Origin of the sequence: Paraburkholderia gardini (genome assembly GCF_907164575.1) — a bacterium.
GTDB classification, from domain to species: Bacteria; Pseudomonadota; Gammaproteobacteria; order Burkholderiales; family Burkholderiaceae; genus Paraburkholderia; species Paraburkholderia gardini.
In genome coordinates, this window is sequence record NZ_CAJQYY010000027.1 from 75,577 (window position 1) to 99,024 (window position 23,448).

A 23,448-nucleotide genomic window follows, 5' to 3' on the forward strand; every position below is an offset into this window, starting at 1 on the left:
CAGGACCACCGTCGTCGTGCCGGAACAGAGCCCCGCGACTGTGTGCAATCCCTCGCCCTGCTAGTGGTGCAGAGTACGGCATGTCGGGAGCGGCGCGGCTGATTCAGGTGTGAGTTGCCGCGCATCGTCCATCACATCGCGGGCGAACAATATGGCGCCGCGGACCGGCAAACCAGCCGATCGTAGCGCGTCCGACGTCCAGGTGTTGCAGGTATGGAGGGCGTCATAGGTGCCCGTGGCGGCGAAGAAGACACTTCCCGGATACGGGCCCTCTGCGAGCTGGACCGGACCGCCCGCGGCGTCGGTTTGAACCGAACGCTGCAGGAACCTCCGAAGCCCGGCCAGACCGGCGTCGCTCACGCCGAGCGTGATCACGCTGGAGGACCCGAACGCAGCGCCTGGCGAGTCGCGCAGGACGGTCATCAGAATGGCCGCCTCGCTCGGGAACAGCGCGGACAGCGCGGTCAGCACGCCGTGCTCGCGCGTGACGACATATTGCCGTTCACCGAAGCCGAAGCACAGGAAGCGAGCGCCTTCGAACCCTTGTGCCAGGGCTGATACCCACGGGCCCGCATCCTCGTTGCGCACACAGACATCGGTATGCCACGCGCGCCTCGCCACCACGATGGTCGTGGTCACGGGGCCCGCCGCAGGCATCAGCGGAACGGTCGAGCAGGCGGCAAGTGCCGCCACCCACGCGATCACACATGACCGGCCGATCCTGAGCAGACTTGAACAAGGCAAGGGTCTCCTCCAGCAGACGCTGCGCCGATCCTGCGACACACCGGGTTTCCTGAGGAGGCCGCGTTTCGCACCGATGCCTTTGTCGCCAGACACTCGGTCGATCCCGGGTTGACTGCTGTGTGACACGCGCATGTTTTATCCCCGGCGATAAATGACATGAGCCTGTTCTTGACACAGCAAGCAGCAAATCTCGTTCCGCCCGCTGGGCCCAGGGCGCGACACATGGTCTGGAGCAGAGGGGAAGCAGGCACGCCGTTTGCGGCAATGTTTCGTTCGCCGTCGCAATCCGCGTTGAGCGTGGCAGCTTGGGTGTTCTGGCTTGCCTGACGCGGTACAGGTGGCACATGCAGACCCGAGGTGATTGTATGATACGGCGTTCGCCAGACGGGCCGCGTGCGGGGAACCTTGCGCAGCCGCTCGCGGCGATACGGAGACGCATCCACGGCAGTCGAAATTGCCGGTTCATGCAAACTGACCAGTCGAATACAGAAAAAATGACCGTCCTTGACGCTGTCGATCAGAACAGTTTCCGCCGCATCATTCGACGAAATATCGCGCTACCTCTAGCGATCGGTCTTCTGACCGCCGCGGTGTTCGTCGCGCTCATCGCTTATCTGGTCTCGACCATGAGCTGGGCCGAGCATTCGGAACGCGTTATCGGCGAGGCCAATGAAATGTTGCGGCTGGCGGTGGATCGCGAATCGTCCCTGCGCGGTTTTCTGATCTCCGGCGACGAGAGTTTTCTCGCGCCCTATGAAGTGGGCGATGCGCGCTTTCGCACCGAGATCGTATCGTTGATGAGCCTCGTCTCCGACAATCCGACGCAGGTCGACCGGCTCAAACGGATTCAGGCCATCCAGGCGCGCTGGGACGGATACGCACAGGAGATGATCGATCTGCGGCGTCGCAATCTGGATTACGTGAAGGATGTCGCGAGCGGCCGCGGCAAGATCGAATTCGACGAGACGCGCCGCGAGTTCGGCGATTTCCTCGACATTGAATTGCGCCTGCGCCAGGAACGCACGGAGGCGGCGCGGCGCGTGACGGCGATCATGGTCGGAACCTTCCTCGCGTTCAGTCTGATCGCGAGCGGCCTGCTCGCATGGCTGGGGCGGCGCGAGTTGCTGGGCCTGTCGGGCACTTATGACGGCATTCTGCAGGATCAGGCCGGAAAGAACGAGGTGCTGGAGCAACAGGTCTGGCTGCGTTCGGGGCAGCGCCTGCTTGGCGAGAAAGTCGTCGGCCAGGCGACGCCGGCGCTCGTGGGCGGGGCCATGCTGGACTTCCTTGCCCAATATCTGGACGCCGCGGTGGCGGCACTCTATGTGCGCGACAGGCGCGACAACACGCTGCGCCGCATCGCCACCTACGGCTTTAGTCAGGAAAGCGAACAGGCTACAAGTGCTTTTCACGATGCCGAGAGTCTCGTCGGGCAGGCGGTCGTCACGCGCCGGCCGGTGGTGTTGCGCGAGGTTCCCGACGACTACGTGAAAGTGGTGTCGGGCCTTGGCATGAGCCCGCCCAGAAATCTGATCCTGATGCCTGTCGAAAGCGATGGCGTGGTCAACGGGGTCGTCGAACTCGGCTTTATCCGGCCGCTCGTCGCGCGCGATCAGGAATTCCTGCAACTGGTTGCCGGCAGCATGGGCGATTTCGTCGAAGCGGCGCTCTATCGCGAGCGCTTGCAGGACGCGCTCGTCGAAACGCAGCAGTTAAACGAGGAATTGCAGGTCCAGCAGGAGGAATTGCGCGTCTCCAACGAAGGGCTCGAGGAGCGCGGCCGGGCGCTGGTGGAATCGCAAACGCGGCTCGAAACGCAGCAGGCCGAGCTGGAACAGACCAACGTGCAACTGGAGGAGTACGCGCAGCGGCTGGAGCAGCAGAAGGCGGATCTGCTGCGCGTGCAGGACGAACTGGCGGCGAACGCGGCGAACCTTGAACAGTCGAGCCGCTACAAATCCGAGTTCCTCGCGAACATGTCGCACGAACTTCGCACACCGCTCAACAGCTCGCTGATTCTCGCGAAGCTGCTGCAGCAGAATCGTGGCGGCAACCTGACCGAGGAGCAGGTGCGCTATGCGCAGACGATTCACGCGTCCAACAGCGATCTGCTGGTATTGATCAACGATATCCTCGATCTGTCGAAGGTCGAGGCGGGCCAGGTCAGCGTCGAGGCCGAAACCGTTTCGATCGACGCCACACTGCAGGCGCTGGAGGACATGTTCGCGCCGATGGCTGCGGCAAAGCAGTTGCGTCTGACCCTCGAGCGCGTGCCCGGCGTGCCGGACACGATCGTGACGGACAGCCAGCGCGTGCTGCAGATCCTGCGCAATCTGCTGTCGAATGCGTTGAAGTTCACCGGGCGCGGCGAGGTGTCGCTTGGCGTGTCGCCCGCCGAGGCCGGCATGCTGCGCCTCGACGTGCGCGATTCGGGCATCGGCATTGCGGCGGACAAGCTCGAACTGATTTTCGAGGCCTTTCAGCAGGCCGACGGTTCCACCAGCCGTCAATATGGCGGCAGCGGGCTTGGGCTGTCCATTTCGCGCAAGTTCGCGCTGCTCCTCGGCGGCAGGATCAGCGTGGCGAGCGAGGTGGGCAAGGGCAGCGTCTTCACGCTCTGGCTACCGCTCGACGCAACGGCCGCGCTGGCCAGGGCGAACGAGCCGAACGCGGCGGGAACGGCACCCGCCATTGGCCCCCTTGTCCCCGACGCAAGCATGGGCGCCGCCGTGCGGCAGCCGGATACTGTCGCGCCAGACGCCACTCAGCTCGCGCGGCGGCCGGAACCGTCCGGCACGCTGGCGGAGGAAAACGGCGAGCCGATCGACGACGACCGCGAGCATCGCACCCGCGGCAACCGGCTGATTCTCGCGATCGAGGACGAGCCTGCATTCGCCGAAATCCTGCGCGACCTGACGCACGAACTCGATTTCGATTTCGTCCATGCCACCGATGCCGCGAGCGGCCTCGAACTGGTGCGCGAGATGCACCCGGCGGCGGTGCTGCTCGACGTCGGCCTGCCGGACCATTCGGGGCTGACCGTGCTCGAATGGCTGAAGAACGATCCGCTCACGCGCCATATTCCGATCCATATCGTCTCCGCTACCGATCATGCGGACAAGGCGCTGCATCTGGGCGCGATCGGCTACACGCTCAAGCCGACCGCGCGCACCACGCTGGAAGCGGCGATCCGGCGCCTCGAAGCACGGCTGCAACAGCGCCTGAAACGCGTGCTGGTGATCGAGGACGACACGCCGATGCGCGAGAGCATCCGCGCACTGCTGCAAGGCGAGAACACGGAAATCGTGACGGTGGGGACCCTCGCGGATGCATTCGCGCAACTGTCGAACACCGTTTTCGACTGCGTGGTGACCGATCTCGCGCTACCGGACGGCACCGGCTACGACCTGCTCGAACGGCTGGCCGCCAACGCTTCGCATTTTGCGCTGCCGGTCATCGTGTATACGGGGCGCACGCTGTCGAGCGAAGACGAGCACCGTCTGCGGCGCTATTCGAAATCGATCATCATCAAGGGCGCCAGATCGCCCGAGCGCCTGCTCGACGAGGTCACGCTGTTCCTGCACAGCGTCGAGTCGTCGCTCGCGCCGGAGCAGCAGCGCATGCTGCGCACGGTGCGGCAGCGCGACAACGCGTTCGAAGGGCGGACCATCCTGCTGGCCGAAGACGACGTGCGCAATATCTTCGCGCTCTCGCATGTGATCGAGCCGCTTGGCGCGAAGCTGCTGATCGCACGCAACGGACGCGAGGTGCTCGATGCGCTGGCGAGCGGCCCGGAGGTGGATCTCGTGCTGATGGACATCATGATGCCGGAGATGGACGGCCTGACGGCAATGGCCGAAATCCGCCGCAACATCCGCTTCGCGCATCTGCCCATCATCGCGCTGACCGCCAAGGCAATGGCGAACGACCGGCTGCGCTGCCTCGAAGCCGGTGCCGACGATTACATCTCGAAGCCGATCGACGTCGACAAGCTCGTTTCGCTATGCCGCGTCTGGCTCAGGCAGCGGTAGGCGCACGGGAGCGACGACGATGAGCCATTCCATTTCCGCAGTCCGCCCCGAGCGCATCAGCGACTTCGATATCGAACTCAAGCTGCTGCTCGAGGCGGTGTACCTCAAGTACCAGCACGATTTCCGGCATTATTCGATGTCGTCGCTGCGGCGCAGGATGTTGCACGCGCTCGACGAATTCGGGCTTGCCACGCTGTCGCAGTTGCAGGACAGGATCATGCGCGACAGCGCCGACTTTTCGCGGCTCTTCAGATACCTGACGGTGCAGGTTAGTGACATGTTCCGCGATCCGGCGTATTTTCTGGCGCTACGCGAACATGTGCTGCCACTTTTGCGCACCTATCCTTCAATCAAGGTCTGGGTGGCCGGTTGCAGCACCGGCGAGGAATTATGGTCGCTCAAGATTCTCTTCGACGAGGAAGGCCTCACCGAGCGCACGCTGTTCTACGCGACGGATATCGACCCTGACGCGCTTGCGCGCGCCGAGGCCGGCATCTATGCGCTGGACCGGATCGCCGGCTTCACGCAGAACTACCTCGCTGCCGGCGGCCGGGCGTCGCTGTCCGACTATTACCACGCGGCGTACGGCGGCGCGCGTTTTGCCAGTTCGCTGCGGGACCGGGTGGTGTTTGCGGATCACAGCCTCGCGACCGACGAGGTCTTTCTCGAAGCGCATCTGGTTTCGTGCCGTAACGTGTTGATCTATTTTGACCGCGTGCTGCAAAACCGCGCGGTGGGACTGTTCGAGCGGGCCCTCGTGCGGCGCGGGTTTCTGGGCCTCGGCAGCAAGGAGACGCTGCGTTTTTCGGACCAGCATGAAGCGTTCGACGCGTTTCGCGAGCGTGAACGCATCTATCAGAAACGTTAAGGATAGCCGGGTGCCACGACCATGCCAGCATTCCCAGTTGGTTGACGGAAGTCCCATGTACGCCAATCGTCAATCTTCCGGACGACAGGTTGCATCGACGCGTTCGCACACCTTCGACATGGTGGCGATCGGCGCGTCGGCGGGCGGCGTCGAGGTGTTGAGGGAACTGCTCGCCGCGCTGCCCGGCAGCTTCGCGCCCGCCGTGATGATCGTGATGCACCTGGTGCCCGATGTGCCCAGCTATCTCGTGCAGACGTTCAGCTATCGCAGCGCGTTGCCGGTGATCGAGCCCGACGCCGGCGAGCGGATTCTCGCCGGCCGCATCCATGTCGCGCCGCCGGGCTATCACATGCTGGTCGAGAATGACCGCACCGTGGCCCTGTCGACCGAAGCAGCCGTGCGCCATTCGCGGCCCTCGATCGATGTGCTGTTCGAATCCGCTGCGTGGGTGTACCGGGAGCGCCTGCTCGGCATCCTGTTGTCCGGGGCCAACGACGACGGCGTGCACGGTCTCGCGACGGTGCGCGCAATGGGCGGTCTCGCCTGGGTACAAACGCCGGAAACCGCGGCGTCGCCCGAAATGCCGCGCGCCGCGATCGAACGCGGCGTGGTGGATGAAGTGCTTTCCCCGCCAATCATGGCCCGGCGTCTCGCCAGACTGCCGGCCGTTCACTGACTATCGACCCGCTGCCATGGCGAATCTACCTGTCAACATCCTGATCGTCGACGACGTCGCGCACAATCTCACCGCGCTCGAGGCCTCGCTCGCGAGCCCGGAGGTGATCCTGCTGGTGGCGGATTCGGGCACCGCCGCGCTCGATCTGCTGCTCAAGCACGACGTCGCGCTGGCGATTCTCGACGTCAACATGCCCGGCATGAACGGCTTCGAACTGGCCGCCTTGATGCGCGGCAGTCCGCGCACCTCGCATGTGCCGATCATCTTCCTGACCGCCACCGCCGAGGATGCGTCGCGCACGTTTCGCGGCTATGAAGCGGGCGCGGTGGACTTTCTCTACAAGCCGTTCGATCCGCGCATCCTGCAATCGAAAGCGGATGTGTTCGTCCAGCTCGAACGACAGAAGCGGCAGCTCGCTGCACAGCTGGCGACGACGCAGCAGATGCTCGAAGCCAATGAAATGCTGATGGCGGTGTTGAGCCACGATTTGCGCACGCCGCTTGGCGCCGTGCTGGCTTCCGCCGAACTGCTGATGCGCACGACAACCGATGAGCAGGTTTCGGGCACGGCCATCCGCATCAAGAGCAGTTCACTGCGCATGGCGCGCATGGTGGATCAGTTGCTCAACCTCGCGCGTCTGCAGGGCGGGCGGCTGCAGCTGGAGACGCGTCCGGTGGAACTGGCGATGCTGTGCAAATCGATCATCGATGAATTCGCCACACGCGAAGGCGGTGGGCGTATCGCCTTCACGAGCCACGGTGACTCGACGGGTAACTGGGACGCCGATCTGTTGTCGCAGGCGATCTCGAACCTCGTCGGCAACGCGCTGCATCACGGCGAACGCGGCGGCGCCATCACGGTGCGGGTCGACGTGACCGCGCCGGGTCGGGTCGGACTGAGCGTGACGAACCAGGGCATTATTCCGGCGGACATCTTTCCGAATCTGTTCAAGGCATTTGGCGCGAAAGGCGTGGGCGGCCGTCCGCGGGAAGGGCTCGGACTAGGCCTGCATATCGTGCGCGAGATTGTCCATATGCACGGCGGCGAGGTCGGTGTGCGATCAGACGAAGAGGGCGATACGGTTTTCACGGTCGAGTTGCCGCGTACGGTGACACGAGCACACGGCTCGTTGACAGGCCGCTAGTTTTGCTGGCGCATCGATATCGACGCGTCTGCCGCAGCCGGGCGCGAAGCGCCGGCAGCCTCTCCGGCGCAGCAGGGGGAAGAAAAACCGGACGCCGAACCGTCGTAATAGATGCCGGGCGGCGATGCCTCTGGCGTGGCGCTTCGTGTTGAGTGTCGCCTTCGAGCGCGAGTCCAGTCGCGCGGCACGAACTGCCGTGCGTCGCAGCAGATCCTGCAACGCGGCGGCGGTGTCGGCGACCTTTGTGCAGATCATTGCCAGGGCGGGTGATGCCCATATGCGATGACGCAGATATACTTCGACTGCCACAGCCTTCTCAACCAGCGTTTCTCAACCAGAATTCCCGCCGGGTCATGAAGCCTTCCTTGCTGGTCCTGATTCCTCTTGACGGGGACAGTCTCGCGGACATCTCCGCATCGTTCGATCTCATCCACGCACCCACACCGATGCAACGCACCGAGACGATCGCCCGTCACGGCGACGCGATCCGGGCCGTGCTGACCAATGGCACGACGGGGCTCACCGCCGCCGAAATCGACCGGCTCGGGCAACTCGAATTCGTCAGTGCGCTTGGCGCCGGATACGAAAACATCGCGCTCGATCATGCGCGCGCACGCGGCATCGTGACGGTGAACGGCGCGGGGGCCAACGACAACTGCGTCGCCGATCACGCGTTCGCGCTGCTGCTCGCGGTCGTGCGCGACGTGCCGCGGCGCGATCGCGCCACCCGCGACGGCGTGTGGCGCGACGTGTTGCCAATGCGTCCGACCGTGTCCGGCAAGCGGCTTGGCATCGTCGGTCTCGGCAACATCGGCGAGAAGGTCGCGCGGCGCGCGGCCGGCTTCGATCTCGAAACCGGTTATCACAACCGCAAACCGCGTGAAGGCGCGACGAGCCGTTACTTCGACAGCGTGCTGTCGCTCGCGCGATGGAGCGACTACTTCGTCGTGACGACGCCGGGCGGCGCGTCGACCCATCATCTGATCGACAAGACCGTGCTCGATGCGCTCGGGCCGACGGGCTTTCTTGTCAACGTGTCGCGCGGAAGCGTGGTCGATACGGCCGCGCTGGCGGTGGCGCTGAAGGCGGGCGCGATTGCCGGCGCCGGGCTCGATGTCTACGAAGGCGAGCCGCATCCGCCGGAGGCGCTGATCGCATTGCCGAACGTCGTGCTGACGCCGCACGTCGGCGGGACTTCGCCGGAATCGGTTGCGGCGACGGTGCGTAATTTCATCGACAACGCCACGCGCCATTTCGCGGGCGAACCGGTACTCACGCCGATCTGATCGTTTTCGTTGCTCCGGTTTTCTGACCTTGGGAATTGCTCACATGGCATTGCATACAGCAGTCGTCGAATGGAACGGTAATGGCAGCACATTTACCGACAATCGCTATAGCCGCGCGCATCGCTGGACGTTCGACGGCGGTGCGGTCGTACCTGCGTCGAGTTCGCCGCATGTCGTGCGCGTGCCGTTTTCGGATCCCGCCGCTGTCGATCCGGAAGAGGCCTATGTGGCCGCGCTGTCGAGCTGCCACATGCTGTGGTTTCTGTCGATCGCGGCACAACAGGGATATGCGGTCGCCACGTATCGGGATGAAGCAGAAGGCACGATGGCGAAAAACGATGAAGGCAAGGAAGTCATGACGCGCGTGGTGCTGAAACCGCTCGTCACGTTTACCGGCGAAAAAATGCCCACCGACGATATGCTGCATCAGTTGCATCACGCCGCACACGAAGCATGCTATCTGGCGAATTCCGTCAAGACGCAGATCGATGTCGAGGGAACCTGGGCGTACAACGCGGGCCATTGACTGACAGTTTTGTCCCGGCGGGAGCGTATGCAGTCAGCCTCGACTCGAAAAGAGACCATAGTTTTGAATTGTTGATTTTTTGGCACTTATGAAGTGCAGCGATCGTGTCCATGGACAATTCGGTCTTTGCGATCTGACATGGTGTTGAGTACGCCTGTCAACCCAAACGCGCCAAAGTCCTGGCCCCCGCAAAATTTCGCCATCTGCCGCGCGTCGTGTAGAGGTCAGCTTGCGCAACTTATCTTCACGCAGAAAGGCAGCGCGTTCGAGCTGAGCGTCAAACGACGGGTCAACTTCGAGGGCGAGACGGTTGAATACCTCGGGAGCGGCCGATATAGTTTGACAGGGAGATGAAAAAACGCATCCAGAGCTTGATTTTCTTTTTGCCTTACCTTAAAGTAAGGAATAGTTAAATCAAGGGGAATGTCATGGCATCCGCGACAATCACGTCGAAGGGCCAGGTCACGATCCCGGTCGGCGTTCGGAGCGATTTGGGGTTGGGAACTGGCGACAGAATCGAATTCGTTCTAAACGATGCCACTGGTCGTTACGAGCTGGTGCCCGCGACAAAATCCGTGGAATCACTCAAGGGACTTGTAGGGAAGCCTGCCAGGCCTGTGTCCGTTGAAGATATGAATGCCGCCATCGCCGCGCGCGGAGCTGGTGCTTAATGATTGGACTCGATACAAACGTACTAGTCCGCTACATCGCCCAGGATGACTCAGCGCAGTCGCCGAAGGCGACTGCGCTGATCGAATCGCTGACGGCTGACGAGCCCGGTTACGTTACGCAGGTTGCCCTGGTCGAAGTCGTGTGGGTTCTCTCCAGCTTGTACGCGGCGGATCGTGACCAGATTGCAAAGGTGGTTGAGGGTCTTCTTCGAACCAAAGAGTTGAGCGTCGAAGCTGCCGGAACAGTCTGGAAATCCCTTCGCGTCTTCACTTCATCGAAGGCCGATTTCGCGGACTGCCTGATCGAGCGTGTTTGCCACGATGCGCACTGCGAGTACACGGCGACGTTCGACGCGAAAGCAGCCAAGTCGGCCGGCTTGCGGTTAATCAAGTAGAGAGGAAAAGCATTTCACCCGACGCGCCGCATAACGCGGCGCGCGCCGGGCTAACCCGCGCACATCATCTCGTCCGCGCCGGAGACCGGTGCGGCGGTCGTCGCAAATCCCGACGCTGGCGAGGCGTCGAGCGGCGACGTCATGAACACACTGACGCGGCGCACGATCTGCCAGAACACTTTTTCGAAGGCACGCGAGCGCCCGGATTCCGTTATGTCCTGCGCGAGCGGATCGGCGAAATTCCAGCGGATCGAGCGCGGTTCACCCGGGAACGCCGGCGCATGGAATCCATCGACGCAATCGTCCATCGCGATGACAAGATCCATCCGTGGCGCCCAGGCGCCAGTGAATTCGTGCCAGCTTTTGGGACTGAGAACAGCCAGGTCGGACACGCCTGGCCGCAGTTGTGCAATAGCCAGCGAGTGCACCTTCGCGGCAGGCGTTGCGCCCGCGCTGAATGCCTCGAACCGGTCGCCTGCCAGTTCGCGTAGCAGTGCCTCCGCCATGATGCTGCGGGACGCGTTGTCCCGACAGAGAAACAGCACCCTGTATTTTATGGTCACCCTCATACCCCGTTTTGCGCATTTTCTGGTTATGTGCGGGATTCTGCCGGGCCAGTTTTACATGCCGGCGACAGAAAGATGACCTGAGATAATTCTGCCGTCAATCCGGCCTTTTCCTTCCTGCCGAGAATTCTGTCGAACGTTCTGTCAGATAGCGACGCGCGGTGCGGCCGGAAGCCGGCTGCCGTCGAGCCCGATGCGATCTTCCGGAGGCCGCACTGCCCGTGCCCGGCATCCGCTCGCTAAAGCTGGTTCGCAACGGCCGCGATCCGCGTGCCGTCCACGGCCCGGCCACCGACGAAGCAGACCACCAGCGCGGCGATCACGAGCACGCCGAGCGCGAGCCGCAGGCCGAATACGCCCGCGCCGAAGCCGATCAGCGGCGGCCCGATCAGAAAGCCCGCGTAACCTGTCGTGGCCGCCATTGACACGCCGATGGCTGGTGCCGACGTCGAGCGTCCCGCCGCGCTGAAAATAACCGGGACGATGTTGGCCAGCCCCACGCCGACCATCGCGAAGCCGGCGCACGCGGTCAGGATGTTCGGCATGCCCAGCACCAGTGCGAGTCCGGCTGCCGCGATCAGACCGCCCGTCGCGACCACTCTCGCCGGCCCGAAACGGTGGACCGACACGTCGCCGATCACCCGGCAGGCCGCCATCGACAATGCGAACGCGGAATACCCGAGCGCGGCCGTGCTGGCCTCTCCAGCCAGCTCAGAGCGCAGGAATACGGCGCTCCAGTCGGCCACCGCACCCTCGACCATCATGCACAGGAACGCCAGCGCGGAGAGCTTCATGACGCCGGCGCCAGGCAACGCAAATCCGCCGGCGGGCGCGCTCGCACGCGGTCCGACATCGCGCAGCGCGAACACGGCGGCGCCCAGCACGAGCACAGCGATGAACAGGTCGGGCAGCGCAAGACCGCCCACGACGCCGACACCGGTCTTCTGAAGCATTCCGCCGCTCGCGGCGCCGAGCAGGCCGCCTGCGCTCCACGCCGCATGGAACGAGGACATGATCGGCGCGCTCCATTGCGTTTCGATCGAACTGGCGTGTCCGTTCATCGATACATCGAGCGCGCCGTTCGCCGCTCCCAGCATAAGGAGCACGAAACACAGCGCCGCGAGGTTGGGCATCAGCGCCGGAAGCGGCAGCGCGACGACAAACGCAGCGCCGAGCAAGGCGGTCGCGCGGCCGCTGCCAAGGCGCGGCGCGAGCCGGCCGGCGAGCGGCATCGCGACAATCGCGCCGAGCGCGAACGCGAAGAGCGCAATGCCGAGCGCGGCATCGCCGAGTGCGAGACTCTCCTTGATGCGCGGGACTTCGACGGCCCACGCGCCAATCCCGAAGCCGTTGGCGAGAAACACCGCCAGCGTCGCAATACGTTCGTTGACGGGTTTCATGATGCGGCCACCATCACGGTATCGAAAGCCGCCTGGAGACTCGCCATACGCGCGGCCGGAAGATCTGCCTCGACGATCAGAAAGTCGACCGCCGATGCAGGTGCTACGACGTACGGCGCGGCGGTCATCAGCTTCTCCGAGGTCATCGCGATCGCGACCTGGCCGCTCGCCTTCACCATCGCCCGTTTGAGTTCGGCTTCCCCGGCTTCGAAGGCCGCGATGCCTTCCATCGGGTCGAGCGCGCAGGCGCCGAGAAAACACAGATCGGCATGGATCTGCTGGACCTGCAGCAGGGCGGTCGCGCCGGTCGCGCCTGCGGTGCGCCGGCCGACACGCCCGCCGATGAGAATCACGTCGAAGCCGGGCCGCTCCTGCATGCGCATGCAGGCTTCCGGTGAATTGGTGATGACGGTCAGATCCGCGTTGTCCGGCAGTGCCTGCGCGATCGCGACGTTGGTCGACCCCGCGTCGAGAAAAACGATCTGCTTCGGCCGGACGATCGACGCCGCGACCCGCGCGAGGCTCGCCTTGCGCTCGACGCCTTCGCGCATGCGAACCGACGCGGCGACGCCCGCCGGCGAGATCAGGATGGCGCCGCCATAGACCCGCTTGCAGTGACCGGCGCTGGCGAGATCGCGCAGATGCCGCCGCACGGTGTGCTCGGAAGTCTGAAGCTCGGCCGCGAGTTCGGCGGCGAGTACCCGGCCCTGCGCCTGAAGCCGCGCCAGAATCAGCCGCTCCCGCTCGTCGGGAAGAAGCCCTTCGATCGCATCCTGCCGTGTTCGCTGCATGTTCTTGCTCCGCTTTGCCCGGTTGCCCCGATCCATGAATCAATCACAATCGAGCAAAATATATCGTAAACGAGCAAAACGGACAATGCGAAAGCGACGGGCCCCGATGGAGCCAGTCGCGAAGCTGCATGCGTCAATTAGTGCAGGACGGTCCTGAATTCGTCGAGGCCCAGCCTGACCGGTTCGGTTGGCTGGAAGGACTTTTTGTATTCCGCGACCTTGAGGATTTCGTACAGCGCGCCTTCGAACGCGACGAGCAGGTCGGTGCGGCGCCGGCTGGCGGCGCCGCACCAGGTCATCAACGCTTCGGCGCTCACTTCGAAAACCTGCGCGCGATCGTCAAAACACACGCGAAAGGCGACCGTTGCGCACTCCGTCACGCAAGGCCGGAACGCTTCATCAACATATACCGACATGGCGATCTCCCAACACAACACTTCCAGGAGAACAGGATGACAGTCTGGCAAATCCAGTCTGTGGGAAAACCGCCATTCATGTGGGGTGAACCATAAAATGAAATGACGATCTCAATAAATTCAATAACTTACGAATTTGTCATCCATCATAAATTGCAATCAACCCGGCGCATAAGGTGAAATTTCCACTATAGATCCACCCCATAAAGTGAAATTTCCTCCAAAACCGGCGCAAAGCCTTGCCCAGCAAAGCGCGGTGATTTGCGGTCACCAAGCCCTTCTCGGAATCTTGCACGGGGTGCAAGCCTTTCCGCGCCGTAATAGTGCCGGCGAATCGAGACTGCTTACCGCTGGGCCGGGTTCACGAAATCCTCGAGCATCCTCGCTGCTTCACTGCTGCGGTAAAAGAGGTCACGGTCGACGCCGGCGTTCCCGGCGATGACGCTCTTGTTTGGCCTTCCGCAAGTTGTGGGAAGCGACTCGCCGCTTTGTTTCAACCGTTCCAGGTAGCCCCGCAATCGGGCTATGGGGCGATCGGCGAAGTCGCCCGCGGCTATTCGTCGATGACTTTCCTCGCACACAAAATCGGAAAGGAGTTCGATTGCTTCCGGATTGGTGTAGAACACGTCGCGATCAAAGCCGCACGCTCTCGCGACTGCCATTTTGTTAGGAAGTCCGCCTCGCCACGGCAGAGGCTGATCGGTGTCTATGAGATTCTGAAGATATGCGCGGAGTTGGTCGACGGGGTTTGGTTTCGTCGCTTTTGGCGCCTCAGCAGATCTGGCGCGGTTGTCGTCGTTGAATGCTTCATGCAGAAGCTGAGTGTCGCGGCGTTTGATAAAGGGAGATTTGCCGTTCTCGTAATGTGAAATTTCGAGTACTTTGATTCGTGATTGACGGCAGATCTGTTTCAGACGGGGCGAACTCGTCGCCCAGTCGGCAGCGCACCTAGCTAGCGGTACGTAGCTATGGGCGAACTGCTCGACCGAATCTGCGTCAATACGGACAGACTTATCTCTGGTTACGTTCTTCAGGTATTTTTCATAGAGCAAGCCGCTTATCACCTGGACGTCGCATCCAATCGCCTGAGCGGCCTGCCGCTGCGTAAGTGCGCCTTTGGCAATGACAGCGCGGCTTGCTTCGGCGAGCGTCGTGACTCGCTCCCTGTCAAAGAAGATTTCACCTAGGGTGTCACCTGTTCTGCCCAAAGACGACAGCTCTCCGTTCAGGTAGCCGATGAGGAGTTGCGCCTTATGTTCCACGCTATGGAGCCGTAACGTGCGCAGCATCTGACTCAGGCTGATCGCCTGATCGGGTAAAGCCGCCTGGGCGATTGGCGGGCTACGATCGGTCAGGCGGCTCCTGAGCGCCATCAGATCTGCCCGATGATAACCATATCGGAATGAAAGATGATGACGCATAGGGAACTGGCCCAGGTCCCGTAAGCGCTCGAGGACACTCACTGGCATTCCTAGCCAGGCGGCTGCCTGGCGCTCTCCGAGAATCTCATTTCTTTGAGGTCGAGGCGGCAAAGTAATCGATTCAGTATCGACAATGTACCGCCGGTTCGTCCCGGCTCCTACACTGATGATATCCAGAGACCCTCTCTGATGCCATGCTTCAAGCGAGCGTATGTCGTGGCCGGTGCGTCGTGAAAACTCTCTCAACGGGATGCGCCTGCGCTCATGGGAGCGATCAGGTATGGCCCTCGGATCTACGTACGATCGCTTTTCGTGTGTCAGTCCGAACTGGATAAACTCGGAATGCAGCCAGTTAAATTTCATGCGTGTTTCTGGTGTGCCGAAGAACAGTTCAGAGAACTGCTCGAAGCGCTTATGAAATGAGGGGGCCTCCTTGCTTTGACCGTGTAGGTCGAGAAACCGATGGAAGCCATGAGGCCAATCCTCAAGGGCCTCAGCGACGCCATCAATAAACTCCAATGAATCCGCCGCATAAGTCGCGCGATTGAAGCGGCCGAATTTTGGAAGGTGTGTCAGCAATGAGCGCAGCGGCATACCTAGCAGGTGGTCTGTCGGGAAGCCTGCGAATGGCGCGGTTGATGGGAGTTCGACGCGCTCGAGAGTGGCCTTCAGAACGGCCATTAGTGCAATGATCCGCTCACCTACGGTAGGTCGGATCTGTTCCGTCAAAGATGCGCCACATCTGCAGATGAGCAATCCGGGACGAAAATGTGTCAGTCGATTCCCGCAGTGCTCACATTGAGACAGCAACTCCCGCCCATGCACGGGGCAGGCAACAGCGAGATTCAGATCAAAGAAGGCTTCTATGTATCCTCGATCAGATACGCATTCCGAACACAGCGCAGGACGTTGTAGTCTGAAAGGGCTGGTATTGAGGCTGCCACCAAGCTGATGCTCAAGGATTACGAAGTTCGAATGGCGACCGGAAGGCATCGTATACGCGATGCTGCGAAGCGCTTCTGGACGCCGGCCTAGAATGGCGGCAAGTTTCGCCACAGGGAAACCGGCATTCGTCATTGCCGATGGCCTAATTCCGGCGAGCTTGAGGATATGCCACGGCGTTTCATATCCATTTGTCTCGGACACGCGCAGCGCATAGCCGAGCAGGCTTTCGGTTGACGCGTGAAAAGGCGTACGTACGAGCATCAGGTGGCGTTCAGTACTTCGCGGCTCGTCATGCGCCTGGAGCGTCCAGTTCGTCCTCTTCTGCTCTTTGGAGGCGGTTCAACGGATTTCCCAATAGTATGGGCAGCTAATAGAAGATGCTCGTTTGGAGTGGGGCTGAACGACCGTGAAAACGGATTCAACAGATCGGTGCGACCCGCTTCTGCCCATATTGCCTGATCTTGCGCAGTGGCAAGATCGGCCAGCGTGATCGTCTTCTTGCCTTCATCGATCGCATTCCAGACGACCTGCCTCAGGAACTTCGTCACATACCCAATGAGGCCGCCGGAACCACAGTAGCATCGAAACGCCATGCCTCTATCATCCAGCTTCGGTAAATCGAAATATCTGCTCATTGATTCATGAAACGCACCGAGAATGGCGATGAATTCATCCCGGTTGGAGTCAATCTTCCAATCAAATCTCGGCATATGAACCGGGGCATAGAAACGCCCTTGAAACTGCTCGTTCTGGGTTAGGATTCCAACGGACGAGGGTAAACCTGCGACGACCAGCACACAACGCAATTTGTCGACCAGCGTCTTTAGCCAGTCTGCGGAATCGTAAATTACTCTATCTGAAGCTTTGTCGACGAAGTGTTGGAATTCGTCGATGATGATCATTAATGTGCCGCATTCCTTCATCAAGCGAACCAGTCTCCGCGTTTTCTCATTTTCCGTTCCACTCTTCAATGTTTGATCCTGCATGGCTTCGAGCATCGTTTCGGCCAGACCTTTCACCGTTGGTTTGGACGGAGCAGTGACACAGAGGATCGGAATGTCGAGTCCCTCCTCACTACGTATGATCGGATGCGCGGCGGAAAACTCTGCAAGGACACGGCTTTTTCCGGTGCGCGATTCGCCCACGACCGCAATACATATTGGCTCCCTCTTACTGTGTGAAAATGCGAAGCATTGTTCGAGACGACTCGTCGCGTTTTCAAACGGCTGATGTGGTACCAGCGTGTCTTCGATCAGGGTTACGGGTGGCTTTTGTTTGTTCATATTTTTCTCCGGGGGTAGTCGTAGGTTCATTCTGACGGTCCGCCGTCACGGTACCTTGGGGTAATTCGCCGTGGCGACGCGTTGGAGTCTGATGTCGGGTGCCTATCTGGAGTGGGGGCAACGTCATCCTGAAGAGATCTATTAAAGTCGTCAGCGGCACTGCTTGAGGAAACTGGAAGGGCTGGTGTCAGCGGAACGCTTTCAGCAGTGGACGGCTCGGTAGCATCCATATTTCTGAAACGTGCCGCCTTCGAGCGCGTTCGCCGTTTTTTAAGGAAGATTTCTTCCTCTACGATCTTACGGATTTGAGATTTCGCATCCAGCCATCCTTCCGGAGAGTAGTTGCCCAGGTGCCTGTTGGCGAATCGCTTGCAAATCTTATGTTGATAGAGCGACAGCGAAGCCGCGTAGTCGAGGCGGAGACAAGGTACGTCATACATTTCAGCCTTGTCGGGTGCGAGTATGACAATATGTCCGAGATCTGAGGTGTCGACGCGCACTTCTACACGGAGACTGTCGCCGAGCCTTCGTCGCAGGTAGGTCAGTTCCACCGAGTTGTAGAAGAGACCGCCGTGAAGTTCGATTCCTTTGTGAGTTAAGGTCCGCTCCTCGCACTTTCCAAAGATGAAGTTGAGTGACTTTGGGTCGTCGGGAAGCGGGATGTCTTCCTGACGGATGCCGGAAGCCCACTTGAGCGCGGGTGGTACGCCCAGCGAACGGTGTATTTTCTGGTGATACACATCGACCACCCAGATATGTGCAATTTTCTTGAGGGTGCTCCACCTCACAACCGCGAATTTTGATGGATCGTAGTCGTCCTTTTCGAGAATATTTCTGAACGTCGTTCCCGGAATCCCGTGGGAAACGTTCTCATTGAATGTCTTGAGGAATCGCTCGATCATTCCCTTGAACCACGCCTTTTTGCGTGGTGAATAGTGAATTTCAATACCCAGCGAGTAGCATCCGTTTTCGAAGCTGTCGCTATGAAATTCGAGGCCATTGTCTACATCTAACCCGCTCATAACACCGTGGGCCATCCATGCATTCTTGACTTCTGGGTATGATTTAAGAAGCGACGTTTTCGGCATGAATGCATGCTGGAGACAGCGGGCCACGGTTAGGTGGCTAGGGGGATCGAAGCTGATATGCAAGCCGAGTACACAACGTGTGGCACAGTCCAGACACGCTGTGACATACGGTCGTCCCAGCGGGAGCAGCGACTCGTCGTCAATCACAATCAGATCAAGCGGCGTATGGTCAATCTGTGCGCGATCCAGGGGAGCGTCGGTCACGTGATGATGCAGGACTGCCCGGAAGCGTTTTTCCGCGGCAGTACGACCATAACGGGCCACATAACGGTCGAACTCGGGAATCCTGGCGATCGTACGTTCAACGAGATTGAACGTCGGCAAGGGCAGTTGTTGAGAACTCGGTCGAAGCTTGTTCTCTTTTCTAACCCGATGCTCTGCTTCGTCAAGCGTGTCCTGGATTGTATTCCTCTCCTGGGTCAGATAGATGTCTTCAATAGATTCTGCGACGGAGGCGAGAACTTCGTCCGGGTAACGTTCCTTCCTGTTCCCTCTGAGTGCCTTGGCCGGAAGCAGCGCACGGATATCCCGACCAGCTTTAAGGTACCGGACCTTCCAGCGCCAAACGGTTATCTCCGATGGACATTTCGTCGGCTTGTTTTTCAGTTTTTCCCACGTCCGATGTATCACATCCTTAGTCTGTTGTCCCAGGCTTGGCATATCCATTACGGCGAGAACATATTGGCGCCGAATTTTCGCGATATCCCATGCTGCCTTGTCAGCGTGAGCCTCAGGGAGATAGGGGCGGCGAAAATTGCCTTCAGGTCGGACGGAAAACACAAGCTTTCCGGACTGGTAGAGCGCGAGAAGGTCACCTTGCCTGTATTCACGGATTCGCCTTGTGTGTTTGTCCTCAATTTGCCACGTTTCGTCGTCGAGCTTTCGAAATAGAGTCCCCTCGATGCCATCAATCCTGATATGTACCCCTGCGCGAAAGCTGGATGTACCCATTAGGTAGTCCTTATGGAAGATTCGCCGTGAAAGTGGCTTGCGGATTCAGGGGGGCGTCGTAGGGGACGCTAAGCATGCCTTCAAGCGCGAGCCGGGCGATGATCGCGCGGCTGCGTGGACCAAGTATGCCGGCATCCGCTGTACCCCAGTGTATATAACCCGTTTTTTCGAGGATGCGCTGAAGATGCTCGCGTTCCGTCAACGTGATGGTCTTGCGCCCGTAGCGCAGCAGCGAAAGTGCGATTGATAGACGAGGTTCCAGGGCAAGGAATTCCGAGGTAACGATGCGGTAGGTATAGCCATAGGGCGGGAGCTGGGCCTTCAGTAGGGAAGTCAAGGCAGCTTCGTCAGGAGAGGCTGCCTGTTCTGCGGTGCATACGCGCCAAAGCTCGCGTCCCGACCTTAGATCGACCTGTATTTCTGGATAATGCTTGAACGCCTGGTCGTTACAGATGAGTTGGATCGCCAAAGGATATTCTCTGAAGGCGAGAACTCTCGGTTCTGCGTCAAGCAAGCGGAACGCGTTTAGCTCGCTGCTTTTTCCCCACTGCATCATCCTTCCCATCTTCCATGACGGATATTTCCCGGATGGCTTCGCGTTGGATCGGCTGACGATGGTTTTGGCGCGTAACTGGCCATTGGCAGGGTGAAGGATGGCGACAATCCGGTCTCCGGAAGCGCGGATGGGTGTTTGCATGCCGGGCCCTGAACGAGGGGAGTTCGTCGAATCTGATATCGAAGCTGTTACTGGAAATGACGCTGTTCGATCGAGCAGGCCACCGCTATCGGTGCGCGGATGAATTCGTGCGATGACCGCATTTTCACGCTTTGCGCGGGCGTGCCTCGTAGTCTTCGAACCAGCTGTCGAGCAGGCCGAGGACGGTTACTGCGTCGCGCCGGCCATAAGCGTAGAAGTAGTCAGCCAGAAACGTCCTCGCGAACGACTCCGCCACGCCTGTGGATGCGGTACGGCGAAATGGTGCGAAGCCCGGCAGCAGACCAAGTCCGATCGCGAAGGCGACTGTCTCGTTTGAAGTGTTGGCACGCCCGTTGTCCGAGAGCCATTCGACTGCATGCGGCGTTCGATGCTGCCCAAACTGCCGCTTTACACACATGAGCATAAGGTTTCGCGGCGAATCCCATGTAAAACCGGCCGTGCTCGCCGTCCATCCAATGATTTGGTGGGAATAGGTGTCGATGGCGAACATCACACAGACGACTTCCCCATTATCACAACGCAATTCCAGTCTTTCTGATTCCCAACGCAGGTTCGGACCCGGCGTAATGACCTTGCCCTCATGCCGATGGCCTGGTGCCTTATCCGCGAGACAACGCCACTGCAGCAGATTGTTTTGGCCCAAGGGCCGATGCAGCGGGTTGCGGTTCAGTGTGGAGCGTCTCTTGTCACGTCGCAGACGATTCACGATGAGCATAGATAAGTTCTCCTAAGGCCCGTCAAGAAAGGAATCTTTGGCAGACTTCCTCACCTACGTAATGAACGTCATCGATCCATGGCGGCGCGCGATTGTCCGCCAGAATTTCAATGTTTACCGACAGGACCGGGGGTCAATCAGTGTAGTTACGTTAAATATATCTAGAGTTAGAACTTATTGCAATAAATACAGATTTTCGGTATTTCGATTCTCTTGGAATTATCTGTAAATGTTAAAAATGAATCGTGTTAATTTCTGCCTATTCGCGCTGAGAAAAGACTTCATGGCGCCTCGCCGGGAAATGTTTAAACGTGGCACATGTTTCAAATTTAAAGTATTTTGGGGCGATTGGAAGCCGGGATATTCTCAGCTGTCTCCAGGTCTTCACAATTTGGCACGGCGCTCGACATAGGTAGGCAAGTGACAGAGCGATGGTGAACGTAACCGCCACACTCACATGCGCGGGATCTGTGGGATGTATTCCCCAATGCACGGGATCGAATCCATAAACGGCGCAATGCCAGCATCAACCGGACGGAATTTACATTCATTCCGGTTTAAGAGTTAGCCGTCCGTTTCTTGTCTGATTCGACCATCTTCTCCCTGCACCGAGCCGGTCTACATGCTTCTGAAGTCCCCGAGCCCACGAAAAGTCCGCTTCAAGGCCGAGGTCGCGCACGAGCCTGACCACCTTCACCCGGTGGCAGTGGCTCAGAAATTCGTCCAGCACGTCGGGGCGCAGGTTGCGCAGGCTCATCATCAGGTTGCTCGCTTGCTCAAGCGACTCTGTCCTTTGCCAATGTCGATGGCGAGTTCCAGGATGGCCCGCTCCGGTACCGACACCTTGACCTCCGGGTCGCCAGCAGGGAGCGGCTTGAGGCCCTTTTCGTAAGGCAGATCGTCGTCGAACAGGGCCGTGGTCTGAAATGAGTAGCTCAGGTGCTGGTCCACCCACGAGGGGATTCGGTAGGTCTCCTGGCCCCGTAGCACGACCTTCTCGTGAAACGCGATGTTGTGACGGACGCCTTGCCACGAAAGCGCAGTTTTTCTGCCAACGTGAAGACCGGCGATGCGTCGACTCAGATACGCGATCGAACCGTCCCTGGTCGGCGCGTCCCCGGTCAAAAGGTATGCGCCCTGCGAGAGCCGTTGCAGACAGCCGGATTTGACCATGTGCGACGCGAGCGCAGCACTGATCCCCACGTTCCTGAGCATGCCGGAACCGACAGGATGGCCGCGCCGACTCTCCTGCATTAATTGCTGGACTGTTTTGTTGCGCATCGTCTCCGGCCGTTTTGCGTTACCTGGTCGCAGTATATACGTTATTATTTGATTATCTGCAAATGTTTAACGCAACATGACGATTTGAGGAATCATGCAGTCAGGCGTTCCGTATCTTGGGCGCCAGGGATGTTCGCTTCACGGTTGTTTGCGGAGCGATCGGGGAAACTACCGGAAACGCCGGTCTTTCTGGCAGGAGGGTAATGAGCGGCGTGGCGTTTAATGCGTAAAATCTGCGGGAGGGCGCTTCGCGTTGCACAAATTCTTTCAAATAGCGTTCCACGAGAGCCGCAGAAACGAACGCGGCTCGCTTACGACCATACTCATCGGGGGTTGCTTGACATTGCATTCCGCTAACCGCGGCGTCACCGAGTGCTGTGCCATGGTGCTGAATTGGCTGCTGAACCGGAGCGTTGCGCTATTTCCCCGGCGCGGCGTCACACTGCGTCGGTACCGGATGATGAACTGGCAGCTCATTGTGGCGCCGCAGCTTGAGCAACGCTTCGCGGCGGTATGCCGCCGTGCGCGCCGCGAATTCTGGGAAAGCCTTTATGTCCGGAAAGACAGCGATCATCGGACGGTTTCACTGTGGGCAGGTGTCCATCCTGTCGGTTCGTCATTGCGCAATCCAGGCGCGATGGCAACTGAGGACGGCGCGGCCCTGGTCTTTTCCCAGTCGGTGACGGGCAGCGTCGCCGTGTTGCTATATCCGTTCGAGTCGGAGTTCATGCATCAAAAGGAAGATCTGATCGTCTGGCGCGTGTTCGAAGGGCCGACCGACGTCACACGACGCGTGATCGACGCGGCACTGGTTGATGCATTCCGGTACTGGCGTGTGTCCAGCGTGTTCGACGGCGGATCGTGGTGGGACCGGTGGCGCGTCGGGCTGTTGCGCCGTCGCGACCGCTACCGCTCAAAGGAAAAGGCGATGGCCGCCCGGCCCAGCTTCATTGGAAAGGCTGTTGGCGAGTTTCTGGCGTGGTGGCCCGTTGCCGCGGTGCTCGCGTTCAGCGGTATTGTGACGATCGTGACTGGCTGGCATGACTTCGCCGACAAAGTCGGTGACGCATTCCACGTGACTTCCGGTGCAACGGGCCCGGTACCGGCGAATACGCCGCAGGCGCACGCTGCACCTACTGCCCACGCGAGCATGTAGTGACGAATCTGGCACGGGCGAAACACGTGCCGTCGCGGTCAAGGGCGTACGTTTGAACGGTCGTACAGCGTCCACGCCAGATCAGCGATCTGCCAGACTGAGGCGATATGACCAGCTACAACGTCGACTTCGCCCTTTGGGTGACCACAGGTGAACGGTCCTTTGGAGTTTGTCCATGACAAATCATCCTGAGCATGAACTGCCGACAACAGCAGCGATCGGATTCCGTGACGAGCTTCTTGGCAAGGGATGGCCCGACGATCGCCGCGTTGCCGAGCTGACGCGTAAAGCGTAAGCGTCATTTGAAGGCCGTATCGACATCGACGTTGAGAGTGTCCAAAGTGATGTCCATCACTTCGAGTAGTGGGGACCACTT

At 60.0% G+C, this 23,448-nt stretch carries 19 protein-coding genes and 1 pseudogene; 9 read left to right on the forward strand and 11 right to left on the reverse strand.

Annotated features, from left to right (window positions below; genetic code table 11):
- Positions 1-60: 60 nt before the first annotated feature.
- Positions 61-639: a DUF2459 domain-containing protein gene (locus LPA34_RS21075; protein ID WP_228981817.1), complete on the reverse strand. Its 579-nt coding sequence runs from the start codon at positions 637-639 to the stop codon at positions 61-63.
- 599 nt (positions 640-1,238) lie between these two features.
- Here LPA34_RS21075 and LPA34_RS21080 point away from each other — a divergent pair.
- From LPA34_RS21080 to LPA34_RS21115, 8 genes are all read left to right on the forward strand, one after another.
- Positions 1,239-4,775 (forward strand): response regulator, encoded by a 3,537-nt coding sequence (locus tag LPA34_RS21080; protein ID WP_228981819.1) that lies wholly within the window; start codon positions 1,239-1,241, stop codon positions 4,773-4,775.
- Between the two features lie 19 nt (positions 4,776-4,794).
- Entirely contained in the window at positions 4,795-5,643 is an 849-nt protein-coding gene (locus tag LPA34_RS21085) for a CheR family methyltransferase (protein ID WP_228981821.1), read from the forward strand.
- A 118-nt stretch (positions 5,644-5,761) separates the two neighbouring features.
- Positions 5,762-6,319, forward strand: a complete 558-nt coding sequence (locus LPA34_RS21090) for a chemotaxis protein CheB (RefSeq protein WP_407672509.1) — start codon at positions 5,762-5,764, stop codon at positions 6,317-6,319.
- A gap of 16 nt (positions 6,320-6,335) precedes the next feature.
- Complete coding sequence (locus tag LPA34_RS21095; protein WP_228981824.1) at positions 6,336-7,463, forward strand: hybrid sensor histidine kinase/response regulator; 1,128 nt, start codon at positions 6,336-6,338, stop codon at positions 7,461-7,463.
- A gap of 353 nt (positions 7,464-7,816) precedes the next feature.
- Positions 7,817-8,749: a 2-hydroxyacid dehydrogenase gene (locus LPA34_RS21100; protein WP_228981826.1), complete on the forward strand. Its 933-nt coding sequence runs from the start codon at positions 7,817-7,819 to the stop codon at positions 8,747-8,749.
- A gap of 43 nt (positions 8,750-8,792) precedes the next feature.
- The gene (locus LPA34_RS21105; protein ID WP_228981829.1) at positions 8,793-9,275 is read left to right on the forward strand and encodes an OsmC family protein; all 483 of its coding nucleotides are present in this window, start codon (positions 8,793-8,795) and stop codon (positions 9,273-9,275) included.
- Positions 9,276-9,703: 428 nt separating this feature from the next.
- On the forward strand, positions 9,704-9,946 hold the full coding sequence (locus LPA34_RS21110; RefSeq protein ID WP_228981830.1) for an AbrB/MazE/SpoVT family DNA-binding domain-containing protein: 243 nt from the start codon (positions 9,704-9,706) through the stop codon (positions 9,944-9,946).
- On the forward strand, positions 9,946-10,341 hold the full coding sequence (locus LPA34_RS21115; protein WP_228981832.1) for a PIN domain-containing protein: 396 nt from the start codon (positions 9,946-9,948) through the stop codon (positions 10,339-10,341). Before LPA34_RS21110 ends, LPA34_RS21115 begins: the two co-directional genes overlap by 1 nt.
- Positions 10,342-10,391: 50 nt before the next feature.
- Here LPA34_RS21115 and LPA34_RS21120 read toward each other — a convergent pair whose 3' ends face one another.
- The 10 genes and pseudogenes from LPA34_RS21120 to LPA34_RS21165 all read right to left on the reverse strand — a co-directional run bounded on the left by LPA34_RS21120 (position 10,392) and on the right by LPA34_RS21165 (position 21,916).
- Positions 10,392-10,904 carry an arsenate reductase ArsC gene (locus LPA34_RS21120; RefSeq protein WP_267478875.1) on the reverse strand — a complete coding sequence of 171 codons (513 nt, stop codon included), beginning with the start codon at positions 10,902-10,904 and terminating at the stop codon, positions 10,392-10,394.
- Between the two features lie 242 nt (positions 10,905-11,146).
- Positions 11,147-12,307 carry an MFS transporter gene (locus tag LPA34_RS21125; protein WP_228981836.1) on the reverse strand — a complete coding sequence of 387 codons (1,161 nt, stop codon included), beginning with the start codon at positions 12,305-12,307 and terminating at the stop codon, positions 11,147-11,149.
- Complete coding sequence (locus LPA34_RS21130) at positions 12,304-13,098, reverse strand: DeoR/GlpR family DNA-binding transcription regulator (protein ID WP_228981838.1); 795 nt, start codon at positions 13,096-13,098, stop codon at positions 12,304-12,306. Before LPA34_RS21130 ends, LPA34_RS21125 begins: the two co-directional genes overlap by 4 nt.
- Before the next feature lie 137 nt (positions 13,099-13,235).
- The gene (locus tag LPA34_RS21135; RefSeq protein WP_228981839.1) at positions 13,236-13,514 is read right to left on the reverse strand and encodes a hypothetical protein; all 279 of its coding nucleotides are present in this window, start codon (positions 13,512-13,514) and stop codon (positions 13,236-13,238) included.
- Between the two features lie 344 nt (positions 13,515-13,858).
- The gene (locus LPA34_RS21140; protein ID WP_228981840.1) at positions 13,859-16,141 is read right to left on the reverse strand and encodes a TniQ family protein; all 2,283 of its coding nucleotides are present in this window, start codon (positions 16,139-16,141) and stop codon (positions 13,859-13,861) included.
- Positions 16,141-17,163: a TniB family NTP-binding protein gene (locus LPA34_RS21145; protein ID WP_228981842.1), complete on the reverse strand. Its 1,023-nt coding sequence runs from the start codon at positions 17,161-17,163 to the stop codon at positions 16,141-16,143. The genes LPA34_RS21140 and LPA34_RS21145 overlap by 1 nt, the downstream gene beginning before the upstream one ends.
- Before the next feature lie 26 nt (positions 17,164-17,189).
- The gene (locus tag LPA34_RS21150; protein ID WP_228981844.1) at positions 17,190-19,202 is read right to left on the reverse strand and encodes a Mu transposase C-terminal domain-containing protein; all 2,013 of its coding nucleotides are present in this window, start codon (positions 19,200-19,202) and stop codon (positions 17,190-17,192) included.
- A gap of 10 nt (positions 19,203-19,212) precedes the next feature.
- Positions 19,213-19,899: a hypothetical protein gene (locus tag LPA34_RS21155; protein ID WP_228981847.1), complete on the reverse strand. Its 687-nt coding sequence runs from the start codon at positions 19,897-19,899 to the stop codon at positions 19,213-19,215.
- Between the two features lie 124 nt (positions 19,900-20,023).
- The gene (locus tag LPA34_RS21160; protein ID WP_228981850.1) at positions 20,024-20,635 is read right to left on the reverse strand and encodes a DDE-type integrase/transposase/recombinase; all 612 of its coding nucleotides are present in this window, start codon (positions 20,633-20,635) and stop codon (positions 20,024-20,026) included.
- A 547-nt stretch (positions 20,636-21,182) separates the two neighbouring features.
- A pseudogene (locus tag LPA34_RS21165) lies at positions 21,183-21,916 on the reverse strand (type IV toxin-antitoxin system AbiEi family antitoxin domain-containing protein).
- Positions 21,917-22,169: 253 nt separating this feature from the next.
- Here LPA34_RS21165 and LPA34_RS21170 point away from each other — a divergent pair.
- Complete coding sequence (locus tag LPA34_RS21170) at positions 22,170-23,072, forward strand: hypothetical protein (RefSeq protein ID WP_228981852.1); 903 nt, start codon at positions 22,170-22,172, stop codon at positions 23,070-23,072.
- Positions 23,073-23,448: the final 376 nt, after the last annotated feature.